Source organism: Vibrio splendidus (assembly GCF_024347615.1).
In the GTDB taxonomy this organism is placed as follows: Bacteria; Pseudomonadota; Gammaproteobacteria; order Enterobacterales; family Vibrionaceae; genus Vibrio; species Vibrio splendidus.
Window position 1 is genome coordinate 25,660 of record NZ_AP025509.1, and the last position, 15,291, is coordinate 40,950.

General features: G+C 43.5%; 13 protein-coding genes. 7 read left to right on the plus strand and 6 right to left on the minus strand.

What is annotated here, in order from left to right; all coding sequences use genetic code 11:
- Positions 1-33 precede the first annotated feature (33 nt).
- Positions 34-2,040, minus strand: coding sequence for a putative bifunctional diguanylate cyclase/phosphodiesterase (locus OCU90_RS17575; protein ID WP_061023169.1), 2,007 nt, complete (start codon positions 2,038-2,040; stop codon positions 34-36).
- An 813-nt stretch (positions 2,041-2,853) separates the two neighbouring features.
- On the opposite strand from OCU90_RS17575, the gene OCU90_RS17580 reads away from it, so the two are divergent.
- Complete coding sequence (locus tag OCU90_RS17580) at positions 2,854-3,543, plus strand: response regulator transcription factor (protein WP_004729957.1); 690 nt, start codon at positions 2,854-2,856, stop codon at positions 3,541-3,543.
- On the plus strand, positions 3,536-4,885 hold the full coding sequence (locus OCU90_RS17585) for a sensor histidine kinase (protein WP_061023172.1): 1,350 nt from the start codon (positions 3,536-3,538) through the stop codon (positions 4,883-4,885). The genes OCU90_RS17580 and OCU90_RS17585 overlap by 8 nt, the downstream gene beginning before the upstream one ends.
- Before the next feature lie 140 nt (positions 4,886-5,025).
- Here the strand turns inward: OCU90_RS17585 and OCU90_RS17590 are convergent, their stop codons facing one another.
- Positions 5,026-5,562 (minus strand): GNAT family N-acetyltransferase, encoded by a 537-nt coding sequence (locus OCU90_RS17590; protein ID WP_061023174.1) that lies wholly within the window; start codon positions 5,560-5,562, stop codon positions 5,026-5,028.
- Between the two features lie 224 nt (positions 5,563-5,786).
- On the opposite strand from OCU90_RS17590, the gene OCU90_RS17595 reads away from it, so the two are divergent.
- Entirely contained in the window at positions 5,787-7,052 is a 1,266-nt protein-coding gene (locus OCU90_RS17595) for an HD-GYP domain-containing protein (protein ID WP_061023177.1), read from the plus strand.
- Positions 7,053-7,292: 240 nt separating this feature from the next.
- On the opposite strand, the gene OCU90_RS17600 is transcribed toward OCU90_RS17595, so the two are convergent.
- The 4 genes from OCU90_RS17600 to OCU90_RS17615 all read right to left on the minus strand — a co-directional run bounded on the left by OCU90_RS17600 (position 7,293) and on the right by OCU90_RS17615 (position 10,037).
- Positions 7,293-7,742, minus strand: a complete 450-nt coding sequence (locus tag OCU90_RS17600) for a PTS sugar transporter subunit IIA (RefSeq protein WP_061023179.1) — start codon at positions 7,740-7,742, stop codon at positions 7,293-7,295.
- Complete coding sequence (locus tag OCU90_RS17605) at positions 7,739-8,995, minus strand: PTS ascorbate transporter subunit IIC (protein WP_061023181.1); 1,257 nt, start codon at positions 8,993-8,995, stop codon at positions 7,739-7,741. Before OCU90_RS17605 ends, OCU90_RS17600 begins: the two co-directional genes overlap by 4 nt.
- A gap of 10 nt (positions 8,996-9,005) precedes the next feature.
- Positions 9,006-9,275 (minus strand): PTS sugar transporter subunit IIB, encoded by a 270-nt coding sequence (locus OCU90_RS17610; protein ID WP_061023183.1) that lies wholly within the window; start codon positions 9,273-9,275, stop codon positions 9,006-9,008.
- Between the two features lie 285 nt (positions 9,276-9,560).
- The gene (locus OCU90_RS17615) at positions 9,561-10,037 is read right to left on the minus strand and encodes a hypothetical protein (protein WP_004729970.1); all 477 of its coding nucleotides are present in this window, start codon (positions 10,035-10,037) and stop codon (positions 9,561-9,563) included.
- A gap of 612 nt (positions 10,038-10,649) precedes the next feature.
- Here OCU90_RS17615 and OCU90_RS17620 point away from each other — a divergent pair.
- The 4 genes from OCU90_RS17620 (at position 10,650) to OCU90_RS17635 (ending at position 15,291) form a co-directional block, all read left to right on the plus strand.
- The gene (locus OCU90_RS17620; RefSeq protein ID WP_061023184.1) at positions 10,650-11,858 is read left to right on the plus strand and encodes a NupC/NupG family nucleoside CNT transporter; all 1,209 of its coding nucleotides are present in this window, start codon (positions 10,650-10,652) and stop codon (positions 11,856-11,858) included.
- Positions 11,859-12,175: 317 nt separating this feature from the next.
- The gene (locus OCU90_RS17625) at positions 12,176-12,445 is read left to right on the plus strand and encodes a hypothetical protein (protein WP_004729977.1); all 270 of its coding nucleotides are present in this window, start codon (positions 12,176-12,178) and stop codon (positions 12,443-12,445) included.
- 114 nt (positions 12,446-12,559) lie between these two features.
- Complete coding sequence (locus OCU90_RS17630; protein WP_061023186.1) at positions 12,560-14,008, plus strand: TolC family protein; 1,449 nt, start codon at positions 12,560-12,562, stop codon at positions 14,006-14,008.
- The gene (locus tag OCU90_RS17635) at positions 14,005-15,291 is read left to right on the plus strand and encodes an efflux RND transporter periplasmic adaptor subunit (protein ID WP_061023188.1); all 1,287 of its coding nucleotides are present in this window, start codon (positions 14,005-14,007) and stop codon (positions 15,289-15,291) included. Before OCU90_RS17630 ends, OCU90_RS17635 begins: the two co-directional genes overlap by 4 nt.

The window sequence follows — 15,291 nt, forward strand, 5'->3', positions numbered from 1 at the left end:
TTCAAAAACTCTAACTTATTGATAAATAAGTTTTTAAATGTCTATTAATCGACCCGTTAAAAATTGTCTTTCGACTTCATTTGACGGGATGGGCTTACTAAACAAGAACCCTTGAAGATACTGGTATCCACAATCGATCAAGAACGCTTTTTGCGTTTCGGTCTCGACGCCTTCAGCAACTACTTTTAGCCCCAGTTTGTCGCAGATAGCATGGGTGGCTTGGACTATTGCTTTGCTCCCTTTGTGCGAACCATGGACAAAACTTTTATCGAGTTTAACAGTGCTAATTGGCAAGTCATGCAACATTGAGAGCGAGGAGTACCCTGTACCAAAGTCGTCAAGGTGAAGTTCTACGCCCAATTTTGATATATCACTTAATGCTTGTCTGACTTCACCATGCTTGAAGATCATCGAAGACTCGGTGATTTCAAGGGCAACGCTTTGAGGCTGGATGTTGTAGAAGTTCAGCATTGCCGATAGTTGTTCGGCAAAGGTAGCGTGCATCTGAATGCTCGAGATATTGATGCTCATCATCAACTCATGATCAAACTCTCGTTGCCACATCGATAACTGTTTGAGTGCGGAATTGAGAACCCATTTTCCGAGAGGAACTATTTGCCCACTTTCCTCCGCTAAGGTAATAAATTCGTCAGGAGCGATGTCACCAAGTTCTTCGTCCGACCATCGAAGTAAGGCTTCAAATCCTTTCACCTTGTCGCTGTTAGTGTTCATTATCGGTTGGTAATGAAGGTTGAGGTCGTCGTTCTCTAAGGCATGCGTGAGTCGATGACGGATCTCTACCTTGCGGTGAAGGGTTTGTGCTAAGCAAGGTGTAAAAGTTTGAAATCGATTTCGTCCATTTGCTTTGGCCATATGCATCGCCATACCCGCTTGCTTGAGCAGTGACTCTTGATCGACGGCATTATCAGGGAAATGAGCAGTACCAATGCTGCAACCAACAGACAAGGTACCAATTCCTCTGATGTGGAAACTCCTGTTCAAGGCTTCAATAATACGCGAGCAGAGCAGTGGGATATTGTGATTTCGACAGGCGTGGGCAATCACAATAAATTCGTCGCCACCAAATCGACCGATCATGCACGTCTCGTCGACGAGGTGTTTAAGACGTTCGCCAACCTGCTTAAGTAGTTGGTCACCGACACTGTGTCCATAAGTATCATTGACCAATTTGAAGCCATCAAGGTCGACAAACATCAACTCAAAGGGCGAGCGATAGGCAATACTGGTTTCCAAAAGGTTGGTGATACCGCGGCGATTATAAAGCTCAGTTAAACAGTCGTGCTCAGCGTTGTATCTGGCTTTGATCAGTTTCTCTTTTTGTTTGGTTGTACAGGTGAGGTTTAACAGAAGCTCGCTTTTATCAAATAGCCATTTTCCTTGAACGTCAAAGTGATGGGTTTTGTTATCTATTTCGCAGCTGACTTCTTCTAAAATCTCGCGGCCTTTACGCGCAGCAAACAACCATTGTGCTGCTGTCTCTTCACTTGAAACGAAGTCGGATAGAGTACTAAACGGTGAGCCATAGTTTTGAAAGAATGCGGAGTTAGCACTCACTACGTTTCCTGAGTTATCAAATAGAAGGGATAGATTTGCGCCATCAGAGCAAGCTAAGTCGTGCTTTAGGCTGCCTTCTTCGGCAATGACTTGTACCAACATCCCGGTTCGACCATCGGGCAATGGGATCCCCGAAAATAGGCATAATGCACGTTTGGAAATGTAGTTTGGCGTGAAGTTCCACCATGTTTTGATGCTTTCGTTACGTAGAAATTGTCTTTGGTATTCTTCCAGTGTTGCTTCTATCGCTTTTGACATCTCGACACTAAAGTCACGTGATGTCAGCCCAAACATCGACTCAGACTCCCAGAGGGGGAGGGCGTTACTATTTGCCCAAGTTATTCTTTTATTATCAATGTCATATATCCAAATAGGACACTTGAGATGCTCGAAAGGTTGATAATTGGTCATCATATTGAACTCGGTGAACTGATGTGTTGGTCGAACAGTGCCTACCGAGATCATGCATTCAGTAGGCGCTTATCAAATTGAATTCTGGTCTTCAACAGCCGTTAAAAAGCCGTGTTGAAGAAGAAAAAAGTGCTACAGAAAGGAGTGCGCTATAGAACTCACAGTTGAAGGCCATCTTTTGACGAACGCTATTTTTGGCGCGACCTGAATGTTTATCCAAGAAATGACCTGCGCTTGAATCGGATTCACTATTTCTTGTTTATTGCTATCAGCTAATAACTGCGTTGAAAATAAAGCGGTGCTGGTCAGTAACAGTGAAAGCGGTTTATTCATCTTAAAGTGGACCCTGTGAGGTAGTGGTGATTAGCAAATGCTGGATCGAATTATCAATTTCATGAATATTACTTGAAGAAGATATTGCTTAATAGCGCCTGCCGAGGCCCTGAAAATGTAAAACACTGGCTGGTGGTTAACGTAATCGATTTCCTTCGACTGTTGAACGCTAGAGTTGGATTTTAAAACTATAAACGTGTCATTTGTCAGTGATATTAACCGACAGGTCATTACTATTTGGAGGGTTGATTTGATTGGGTTTTGTAAATGCCTTAAATGTAAGTGTGAGTAAGAAAATAAAGCAAACGTAAGCGTTGTATAGGCAATTAAAACACCGTGAATATCGAGTTATTGATGGCCAACCTTCTTAAACCAAGGAGTACTGGTGGTTAAGCACTGCGTTTTGTAAACGTGTATGTACAAAAGTGATTACAATGTTTTGCGTACGGTAAAAGTGAGGCTCGAATCACAACATTGATGATATATGAGCAGTATATATACTGCCCTCGCTTTTAATAAATACTGGTGATAGGAATGTCGAAAACCAAAGTGCTCATTGTCGAAGATGACCAAGAGATAGCTCGTTTAACTACGCTTTACCTAGAAGCTGAAGGCTACGATGTTAGCGTTGTTCATGAAGGGAATTTAGCACTTGAAGCGATCCGCAGTATTGAACCTGATTTAGTGCTGTTGGACTTGATGCTTCCAGGCATGAGTGGCGCTCAAATTTGCCGTCAGGCTCGAGAGTTTTACAATGGAATAATTTTAGTGTTGACCGCCTCTGCCGATGAAATGAGTGAGGTAAGCTTATTTAAGTTTGGCGCGGATGATTACGTTGCAAAGCCTATTCGTGGCCATGCCTTGTTGGCGAGAATTGAAGCGTTATTACGTCGAGCTGCTCCTATTGCTATCGCGCCGGAAAAGACGGCTGAAAAGCAATGCGATATTGTGATCAACAATATTGCTCAAAGTGCCACTCTGTATGGGCAAAATCTTAAGCTTACTTCTGCCGAGTTTGAAATCTTAAACCTTCTTGTGAATAACATCTGTCAGGTCGTGACTCGAGACCAGTGCTGTCAGTTGTTTCGAGGAATTGACTATTCGTTTAACGACCGCTCGATTGATATGCGAGTGTCTGGTTTACGCCGGAAGCTACGTATTCACGCAAAAGACAAGCAGTTGATCCGTACGGTTCGCAATAAGGGGTACATGTTGGTTGCGTAAGTTCATTGCTACGAAACTTCGCTCGGTTTCGATGTTTGCTCGTTTATACCTTGGGATTGTGACTGGGATGTCGGCAACGATATTCTTGTTTTTGAACCTTGGTGAAGGGCACATGCGACGCACCGAGATCGAAACGTTCCTTAACGATGGCATTTACTTTGCTGAGCAGTATGTTCGCCAACACCATCAGGAAAACTCGCTATATAAAGAGCTCGATAGAACAGGCTACCAACAATTTTATATCTTCAATTTACGCCTGTTGAAAAATTGGTCGGGAGAAGCGCCTTGCCAACGATGTGAGTTATATACGACCTTGAACGGTGTACCGATATACCTCAGTGACAACAATCTCTATTCGGCGGTGTTTCAGTTACCAAATTCAGAATCTAGCTTTGCGTTCAGTGAGGTAGGGGACTTCTTCTCTCCTGAGATTGAATGGTATGAGGATTCAGAAAGGCACTTTTTGTTAGGGCTGTTACTGGCTGTCATTGTGGCGATTGGCGCAAGTGTTTACTTACCTGTGAGGCGTTTTCAAGAAAGAATAGAGCTATTGGTTGAGAAGCAAAAGCAATTTGGTAAGGGGAAGCTCAGTACTCGATCTGACTTGGACGACATCCACCCCGTTTCTGATTTGGCCAGAAGCTTTAACTTCATGGCTGAAGAGATAGAGAGCAAAGTAAAACAAAGCCATATCTTTGCGCAAGCTATCCCTCATGAGGTACGTACTCCGTTGAGTCGTATTCAGCTGGCGACCGATATTTTGAGAAGGGGAGCCCCCGAGAATCAGCAGGTTCTTTTCGATGATATTGATACCTACATTGAGGATATCAACGAGCTCACCTCAGAAATTATCATGCTGTCGAAATTGAATGTCATGGATAACTCTTTCTTTGAACTGGTAAAAGTAAGAGCGAACTTACTTGAATATTGTTTAGACAGGATTCGTTACTCCGAACTGGATAACGTGACCTTCGAATCAAATGTAACGCAAGATTGTGCCATTAAATGCGACTGCTCGATGGCGCGTTTGGTGTTCGATAACATTCTTAAGAATGCAGGCAATTACACGCAAGACAAAGTATGGATGACTCTGGATGAGAACTCAGAAAATTGGCTGGTTCTCATTGAAGATAATGGTTCTGGAATTCCAGAAGATAGGCGTGACGAAGTATTCCTTCCATTTTCTCGCTTGGACTCTAGCAGAACCTCAACCACCGGTGGTTTGGGTTTAGGCCTCGCGATTGCGATTTCAGCGGCTAAAAAGCTTTCTTGGGATATCAAAATCGACGACAGCAACCGTGGTGGAGCTAAGTTCAGTATCGTGATTCCTAAGACCGTATAACTGGGCGCTCTGAGAGTTACTTAGGTTCTAGGTTCGTAAAATAACAAAGCCACGGTTGAATACCGTGGCTTTTTAGTATGCTCATTTACATAATAGTGGCTGCTTAGGCTTAGGCTTAGGCTAGGCTTAGAGCTTAGAGCTTAGAGCTTAGAGCGATGAAGTCCATAAATAGCGTGGTCGATGATGCGACCATTCAAGTTCTCGTTACAAGTGATGATGCCTTCCAATGTAAAATGTAAGCGCTCACAAACTTTACGACTACTCATGTTCTCAGTAGCGGCTGATATTTCAATCTTTTCCATATCTAACTCATTGAAAGCAATATCAATCAGTTTTTGAACCACGCGAGTGACGATGCCTTTGCCTTGTTGAGTCTGTGACAACCAATAACCAATCGTTACCTTCTTGGTATTGTGGTCAATGGTATTGAAGCTGCAGTTACCGACGATCTTTCCTTGATACACGATGGCACATGTCATGCTTTTCCCTTCAGCATAATCGTGTAATGAGCGTTGGATGAAAATCCTAAAATCTTGCTCTGTTTTACAGTGCGGTGGCCATGCTAACCACTGGCTAAGATACTCATTTTGGCTTTGTGAATAATCAGCGTAATGGGGCGCGAAGCTTTCTTCGACCAATGCGATGGAGAGTTCTTCGTCTATAACAGTTTCGAACATACGTGTTTTTGTCCTCGGTTGGTTTGAAAATGTACGATTAACAGCAGGATATAATGTCGCATAATAAACAATATGCAACAACTTGTAGCACGAATATTACGTGATACGTTAGTTCTATCACGAAACTCATTAAACCTTACAATAGTTGTGTATATAATCATTAACTATGCATTAGTATTGGCAACCTAAATATATAAAAACTATAAAAATGCTAGGCTTAAATAATGAATCAACATTGCCAGAATGTAACAGTAGATCTTAGAAAGGCTCTATTTGGTATTGCGAAGGCGCTTGATAACGTCGGTTTTGAAAGCAAGAATCATGGACAGAGGGTGGGTTACATCGCGTATCGATGTGCTCTGAGTGTCGGGTGGGAAGAAGAGCAGGCGCAACTTGCGTTCTCATTGGGGTTAATTCACGACTGTGGCGTATCGCAAATTGATGAGCAGCTCAGCCTGACTTCTGGGTTTGTTCCTGACGCGAGCTATCACCATTGTCAAAAGGGCTACCAAATCCTAAAAGAGTGCCCGGTTCTTTCCATATTCGCTAAGCCGGTGCTTTATCACCATACCCCTTGGGTTGAGCTTAAAGCGATGCCGATCAGTGAGTTAGAAAAAGAGTTGGCTGCGATTGTCATGCTCGCGGATCGAGTGGACTACCTTTACGGCATCACTTCTTCAGATCGGTATGGAAACCTAACACCGGATGGTAAAGCGAGCATTATTGAACGATTAACTGAACAAGCGGACGAGATGTTCGAAACCAATCTCGTGCAACATATGTGTGAGTTAGTCGATCTGGACGATTTCTGGTTTTCGATGGAGATCCCTTACATTGAAAACATGAGAGATAACTTTGAGCCTGTGCCGTTCTTCTCTCAACAAATGTCGCTGGATGAGACAGTGGCTTTTGCCGAGTTTATTGCCAATGTTGTTGATACCAAGAGTTCATTTACCTTTAAGCACTCTTTGAAGGTTGGGCAACTCTCTGAATATCTCGCTAAGCAGTTGGGTTATTCATACACAACTCAGCGCAAACTCTATTTAGCAGGGCTAGTTCATGACATCGGAAAACTGCAAACACCTAATGACATTCTTCATAAGCCGGATTTGCTGACCGAAGAGGAGTACTGTTGTATTAAGCGACATGCAACGGATACTCGATTTGCACTGCAAGAGTTGTTTAGTTCTCCTCAGGTTTGCCAGTGGGCATCCAATCATCATGAAAGATTAGATGGTTCAGGTTACCCAATGGGTAAAACGGCTGAAGAGCTGGATCAACCGAGTCGGATCGTCGCTGTCGTAGATGTATTCCAAGCATTATCTCAGTCACGTCCGTATCGTGCTGGTATGACGTTAGAACAGACGATGGCTATTTTGATAAACCATGTTGAAAACTATAAGTTGGATAGAGAAGTGTTTGAATGTCTTGAAAAACACGCACAGTACTGTTTTGAATTATCGACCGATAAAAGAATGTACGCGTTTTAACGCTAGTGAATGCTGATTGGTTGTGAGGCGTTGGCGTGATGCACTTGTTAGTCATGCATTTGTAAACCATGCCTTTTTGTAAATCATGAATTGGCAAGCCATGCGTTTCAATTCATGCTAGAAATAAATGACTAAGCACCAAAAACAGAAAAGCGATAGCCTCGGCTATCGCTTTTTTAATGGGGGCTTTCAGGAGATAAACATCAGCAGGAGCCAAAGGTTAGAACCTAAAAATTGAGGCTAGTAGCGCTTTAAGATCTCGATGATCGCTTGCTCTGTTTCCGCCGCGATAATGGCATCAATGTCATCATCATTTTGGAACAACTCTGATAACGCCATAATAGTATGGATATGACTATCTGAGTCCATCGCTGCCAGAGTAATTGAAAGGTAAACGTCACCGTTGTCTTCCGACTCTAAATCAACACCCTTCTTGAACACCGTCACTTGCAGAGATGCTTCGTTCACACCATCTTCAGGACGAGCATGAGGCATCGCAATCTTTGGTGCTAGAACATAGTACGCGCCAATGTCCTTGTGCTTTTGTTTGATAGCTTCAACATAGCTAGCTTTGATTTTGTTGCTTGCTAGCAGTGTTGAACAGGTTAAATCAATCGCAGCATCAACCGTTAGGTTTTCTTCAGAGTTGATGATAACGCCTTGGTCACCGATTAAATCGAATAGGCTCATGAAACAATCCATCCTAGAATCAGACCAACTACACCGAAGTCGAAGTCAGCAAACGTTGTTGCTTCAAGACCCAGGCCACCCAGTACAGGAAGTAGCAGCATCGGTAGGAAAGAGATACACAGACCTTGCGTGAATGAACCTAAGATTGCACCGCGTAAACCGCCTGTTGCGTTACCGTAAACGCCAGCTGCGCCACCAACGAAGAAGTGAGGTACCACGCCCGCTACAATGATTGTCCAACCAAGTGCACCTTGTACTGCCATTGCTAGTAGACCAGCAGCGAAAGAACAAAGGAAACCGATAAGTACCGCGTTTGGTGCTACAGGGAATACCATTGGGCAATCTAGAGCAGGTTTTGCTCCCGGAACTAGCTTGTCAGAAATACCTTTAAATGCAGGAACGATTTCAGCAATTAGCATCTTCACACCTTGCAATACGATGTAAACACCACCTGCAAAGATTAGAGATTGCATGAAGGTAAACACAACCCAGTTTTGACCGCTTGATACTGTTTCTACAAACTCGCCGCCCGCAATAATAGACGCAAGCATGAAGAAGATTGCCATTGTTGTTGCTACGGCTACTGGCGTATCACGCAGGAACATTAAGCTTTTAGGAACTTGGATGTCTTCTGTTGATTTTGATGTGTCACCGAATTTGCTACCAATGAAGCCAGACACAATGTAAGACAGTGTCGAGAAGTGACCGATAGCCAGTTGATCAGTACCCATTACTTTTTCAGTGTACCTTTGGCCTAGTGCTGGCATCACAACCATTAATGTACCCACAATGATAGAGCCGATTGCGACTAGAGCTGTGCCTTCAATGTTTGCTGTAGACAGAATTACTGCTACTAGCATAGACATGAACATTGTGTGGTGACCCGTTAAGAAAATATATTTTAAAGGAGTAATGCGAGCCAATAAAATATTCACAACGAATGCGAAGAACATAATTAGAGCCATTTCATAACCGAATGCTTCTTGTGCTAATGCAACAATTGCTTCGTTATTTGGAATAACACCACTTACGCCGAATGCTTCAGTAAATACAACTGAGAAGTTATTTAGTGCGCCAACAAGAGCGCCAGCACCAAAACCTAAAATTAGGAAACCCATTACGGTTTTAATTGTGCCTTTTAGAATAGTAGAAATATCAGCTTTTTGTGCAACAAGGCCAATGAAAGCAATTAAGCCTACCATGATTGCTGGCTCTTTTAATAAGCCGAGCATGAATTCGAAAAAGTTTTGCATAATTTTGACCTTACATGAAAGTTTTTAGTTGTTCTTCGATTGATGCTTTGTCAAAAATATTTTTAAGGCTGATGATGTTCTCTTTTCCACCGTCTTTCAGTTGGTTAGCAATGTCTATTGCCGCGACCCAAATATCCGCATTGCTTGATGCTGCAGAAGATAGATCTTCGTGATCAATTTCTGCTTCGAAACCGATTTTTTTAGCCACTTCTTTCACTGCCATTTCCATCATTAGTGAAGTACCAAGGCCGTTACCGCAAACTACAAGAATCTTTTTCATAATATTTGTCTCAATTGGATTTTAGGGGTTGAGAAACTGCGTTCTCTTATTGTGTGAGAGCATAATAATGGAAATGTTCAGATTTCAATAAGATCTCCATCACAAAGCTAAAATGAGATTGTGATGGAGATCTCGTTAATTTGTGTTAAAGATCCAGAGTGAGACTTTGATCAAATTTAACTTTTCACTCGAATATGCAACGTATCTAATTGAGAAAGGCAGGAGTAAATGTATTTATTTTTCGGAAGACAAATATTTAGAGGATTTGTGAAATAAAATAGATAACTAATCGTATCGACCGTAATCGGTAAGCATTTTCTTAAGCATACTATTGACGTCTTTGGTCTTTTTATTTCTTTTTGTTAATTGACTAAGAGAGGTTGGCTTTGGAGCCTCAGTTTTATCATTCTCAACATCTTCGACCTTATCTTTCATTTTTTGTACAGCGGGCAATAACATTCGAATTTCTTCGTTATTAGTATTGGTTAGTACCACAATATTTTCAGATTCAACTTGGGTAATGGTCAATATTCCATGTTTAACGGATTCAACCTTTTCACCAATCATAATTGATTCAGGTGCGACAGAGCGATCAGTTAACTGACCTGTACGTAATTTCGCCGCACTAATAGCGCGGATATTTCCGGTGTTTTCAAACGCGACAATAACAGTATAGGTATTATAATATTCAACTACTGTCACATAGCCATGTCTATTTGTTTTGAATTTAGCTCCATTGTTCATGTCGTGCGGAGCTTCCATTTTCTTCAAGTGTTTCCTCTCTTAGTCTCGATGGCTGTTATATCTAATCAGCTCTATTAGTATTTTATAGATAATTATTTGGTGAGATCATACAAAGTATATACGCATCTAAACTTAAGATGAATCTTGAAGTATCGGGAAATGAGGCAGAGCACAGAAAAGTAGTAAGAATCACACAGAATTAACCGAGTGATTACGCTCATACGTTTAAAGGCTTAACATTACAAATTCAACTTCATACAGGTTGTTTACAGTTTTTATGCACACAAATGACGATAAACACAGCGTTTTGTTTAATCCTTGACCGCGCGATCGTTTGCGTCAAAAAATGTGATGAAAGTCTCACTTAACTGTTTATACTTCTTTTCCGGTTTTAAGCCGGTGCTTAGCCAATACAAGCCGTCACATGGATATGTGAATGACCCCACGGACCGGACCAGCTACGTTCCACTGCTTGTATAAGGTGATTTTTACATGAACAACTCGTTGTTACAGTCGCTAACGTTGTTAGCTCCTTCATCGCGTAGCGTTTTGCTTGCGGTTCTTTGTCCTATTCCTTTGATGTCATTCGTTTGGCTCATGTTCACTCTTTAAGGATTACTAGGACACATTATGAATATTCTATTTGGTTTTGTCGGTGTTATTGCGCTGATTGCTTGCGCATGTCTGCTATCTGAGAGTCGCTCTTCTATTAATTGGAAAACGGTCTCTCGTGCACTATTACTTCAAATCGGCTTCGCTGCTTTGGTGTTGTATTTCCCTTGGGGACAACTGGCGTTAACAAGCCTAAGCAATGGCGTTTCGAGCTTGCTTGGTTTTGCAGACGTTGGTATCGCTTTCCTATTTGGTGATCTGGCTACTGAAGGTTTCATTTTCGCGATTCGCGTACTTCCAATCATTATCTTCTTCAGTGCTTTGATCTCTGCGCTCTATTATTTAGGCGTTATGCAGAAAGTGATTCAAGTTCTTGGTGGAGCGGTGCAAAAACTGCTGGGCACCAGTAAAGCTGAATCTCTAGTTGCAACGGGTAATATCTTCCTTTCTCAGGGTGAGTCTCCTCTTCTTATTCGTCCCTTTTTAAAGTCTATGACTCGTTCTGAACTGTTTGCTGTAATGGCGGGCGGCATGGCGTCAGTGGCCGGCAGTGTGCTGGGTGGCTATGCTGGATTAGGTGTTGAGCTTAAATACCTTATTGCAGCAAGCTTCATGGCGGCTCCGGGCAGCCTATTGATGGCGAAGATCATTGTTCCTGAGCGTAGTACTCCGAGTGACTACGACCACATTGAGCTAGATAAAGCTGACCAAAGCAACGTGATCGATGCATTAGCAAGTGGCGCAATGAACGGTATGAAGGTAGCGGTCGCTGTCGGCACTATGTTGGTTGCATTCGTGAGTGTGATTGCAATGGTCAACACAGGTTTAGAAAGTCTAGGCGAAATGTTCGGTTTTGCGGGCATTACCCTGCAAGCTATCTTCGGTTACCTATTCTCGCCTCTTGCATGGTTAATTGGTATCCCGAGTGATGAAGTATTAATGGCGGGTTCTTACATCGGTCAGAAGATCGTAATGAACGAGTTTGTTGCTTTCATCGACTTCGTTGAGAACAAAGCTCTGCTGTCTGAACATAGCCAAGTGATTGTGACTTTTGCTCTATGTGGTTTTGCCAACATTGGTTCTATCGCGATTCAATTAGGTTCGATTGGTGTTATGGCACCAGAGCGTCGTGCAGAAGTGGCAAACTTAGGTTTGAAAGCGGTAGCGGCTGGTACGTTAGCAAACCTAATGAGTGCATGTTTAGCGGGTATCTTCATCCTGCTTTAAGCTAGATTAAGTTAAAGTAGCTAGATTCAATACAAGCGCTTAAATTTAGTAAAAGCGGGTATCTTACTTACGGAGTTTACGTAAGAAGGGTATCCGCTTTTTTGTGCCTGCTGGTTAGGTTGATTCAGATTCAAACCACCATTTTCATTACTCTGTCGTGTATAAGGCTCACTCGGAAGAGTAATAGAGCAAGCCTGTTTTATCCGATATACTTGAATATCATCAGGTTGCGATTAATATCGTTCGGTTTCGACTAAGCACATCCGCTTTCGACTAAGAATAATGGCAACCAAGTCCAATAAATCAAAGGTCTCCCCATGAACATGCGCGTTCTCATCGGTCTTATCACTGCCTTTATCGGCTTGTTTGCGATGGTTTATCTTATTGCTGGTGGTACTCAGTTCCCTATCTCTCAGTGGCCGCAAGAGGCTTACCACGGTTTAGTCTTCAGCATCGTATGGGGCACTGGTGTAGCCGCATCGGTGGGGCATTTCTTCTCGGCATTGGTGTTTGTGACCATTGCAGTGGTTTGCTATGCGATTGGTTATAAGATCGGTGGGCTCTTTTCTAGCAAGTCAGAAGCATAAAACAGAAGTTTAAACGTTCACTTTTTGCATTTTCTTTTAGGGTTAACGTTCGCCTTAACCCTCCCTTAACCTCCAGCTCGTTATCTTGTCTCCATTCTTACAGGAGACAAGAAGATGAAATTGAATCTTCCTTTAAAACATTCCGTTATCGCGCTCGCTTTAATTGGTTTGATCGGTTGTACTTCAACCAGTCAGGCTGATTACGTATCGCTAGCCGAACAAAGTACCAATCAAACGCAGCAAAGCTTGCTCTCAGAGCTGATCCAGCAAGCCTCTGATGAACAGGCTTTGGAGCAAAATGCTTCTAATGAACAAGAGTTAGATACAGAGCACCTGCAACTCACCGATCTCGTGAATGCACCAGAACTCGATCTCTATATCGAGCGTGCACTGCAGAACAGTCCAAGCCTTCAACAAAGCATCACGGCACTCAAAATAGCCTATGCACAGCAAGGTGTAACGTCTGGCGACCGCTTACCAACCGTCGATGCGAGTTTTTCTGGTCAAGCTGATGAAGGCACTAACGGCTCAAGCACCACTGAAACCTACACCACGGATGTCACGGTCGGCTGGGAGTTGGACTTATGGCAGAAATTAGCAGACACAAACAACGCCGCGTTAAAAGATATTGCGACGTCTCAGGCTAACCTTCAGGGCGCTCAAGATCTTTTGGTTGCGAGCGTGATGAGAGGTTGGCTTGATATCAGTTTGAAGCAACAGCTTGTTGATATTGAAGCCCAGCGTTTGGTGATTCTAGAAAACAACGAAGAACTTGTTTTAGAACGTTATCGCGCAGGGCTAGGTAGCCTTGAAGAGCTAGATAACGCCAAAACCAGCAGCGCATCGACTCAAGCAACTTTGGCCGATTACCAAGAGCAACTGGCACAAAGTCGACGCGCGTTAGTTTTGTTAACGGGGCAGTGGAGTGGGGAGTCTAATGAGGCGACTCTTGCTGAACTCGGTTCATTCCCAACCATCATTAACCCGCTAGACAATATGCCGACGCAAGATCTGGCAGGGCGTCCGGATCTTCAAGCGGCTTTCTTCAATATTGAAGCAGAAACACTGCGTGCTGATGCTGCATACAAAGCGATGCTGCCTTCGATCAGTTTATCTGCAAGCCTAACCGATATGGCGGAATCTCCGAGTGAAGCCTTGTTGACTGGGCCTTTGTGGAGTGCGCTTGGTCAAGTGTCTGCACCACTGTTTCAAGGTGGCAAGCTGAAAGCACAGGCGGAGATTGCAGGCCTAACCACAGAAACCAGTTACTGGGCTTACCAAGAAACCCTACTTACTGCGGTGAATGAAGTGGAAAACGCGATGGGTCAAGAGTCGTCATTAACGCTTCAACAGCAACACCTAACGAACGCCTTGGTGAGCGCACAACGCAGCTTCACCAGCTATGAAGAGAAATACCGTCAGGGTTTGGTCGACATTTTTGATCTACTTACTGTTCAGCAACAAACCTATGACCTTGAAGCGCAGTTAACACAAACCATTTATAACCGTCTCGTTAACCGAATTGATTTAGGCCTAGCTCTGGGCTTAGGAGTATCTTCATGAAACTGAACACCATCACAATTGCAATCACCCTTGTTGCGGGTTCAAGCATTTTTGCTGCCCTTGCTTACAACGGTTCTCAAGTGGCTCCTGCTCCTGAAAAGGCGAATGAACTAACAGTTTCCGAGTCTCAAGTTATGGTTGCTGACACTAAGTCTATTGGGACAACGTCTGTTGAAATGACGCCTGTTGAAACGACCACCTTAGCCGCCGCACAACAACAGCAAGTGTCTGTGGTACTTGCCACTCTCGGAGACTACCAAGCGGAAGTGGTGGGCTACGGAGAAGCGAAGTCGCGTTATGAGTTGATGTTTTCGACGGAAGTTAGTGGCCGCGTAGAAGCAATCAGCTCGCAGTTTGAAACAGGGCAAGTGATTGGCCAAGGTGAGGTGATCGCCAATATCGATTCGACCAGCTATCAACAAGCGGTAACCCAAGCCAAGGCGAATGTGGCTCAAGCTCAATTGGATTTATTGGAAGAACAGAGACAAGGCGAACAAGCTAAGTCTGAATGGCAACGATCTGGTTTGTCTGGCGAGCCGGATTCACCTTTGGTGTTGCGTGAACCACAACTGGCACAAGTAACAGCGGCCTTAGAGAACGCCAAGCTTGAATTGGTAAAGGCTGAGCAAGACCTCGAAAAAACAACCTTGGTTGCCCCTTTTGATTCGTTGGTCGTGAGCCGTGATGTTCAACCGGGAAGCTACGCACAAACGGGCGCACAGATAGCCACGTTATACAGCGTTGATGAGGTTGAGGTTTCTGTTCCCCTTTCTGGAAGCCAATGGTTGAGCCTACCCAACAGCGATAACACGCAATTGAAAGAGCAGCCGTGGCCAGTGACTCTATCGAGTTCTGATGGTCAATTCCAATGGCAAGGTTATGTGGAACGAGTAGAGCAGCACTTACAACAAGATACGCGTCAACGTTCATTGATCGTGAAAGTCGATAATCCTTTGGAGCAAGAGAAAGATCTTTATCCAGGAACGTTTGTGCAAGCGACGATCTCGGGTAAGCAATTAAACCAATTATGGGAGCTTCCAGCCTCAGCACTTTCGCAGCAGGGTGACCTGTGGTTTGTAGACGACAACGGTCTGCTTTCTAAATCAAACGCGAATGTTGAGTTTGAAAAGGGCGGTTTGATTTACATCGACCCAACCAAACTGAGCAACTCTACCGAGCTAAATAGCCTTACAGAATCAAATAGTGACAGTGTGCAAGTGGTCAAGCGTCCATTAAGCAGCTTTAAATCAGGCATGGTTGTGCTGGCTAAGGCGGAGGGTTAG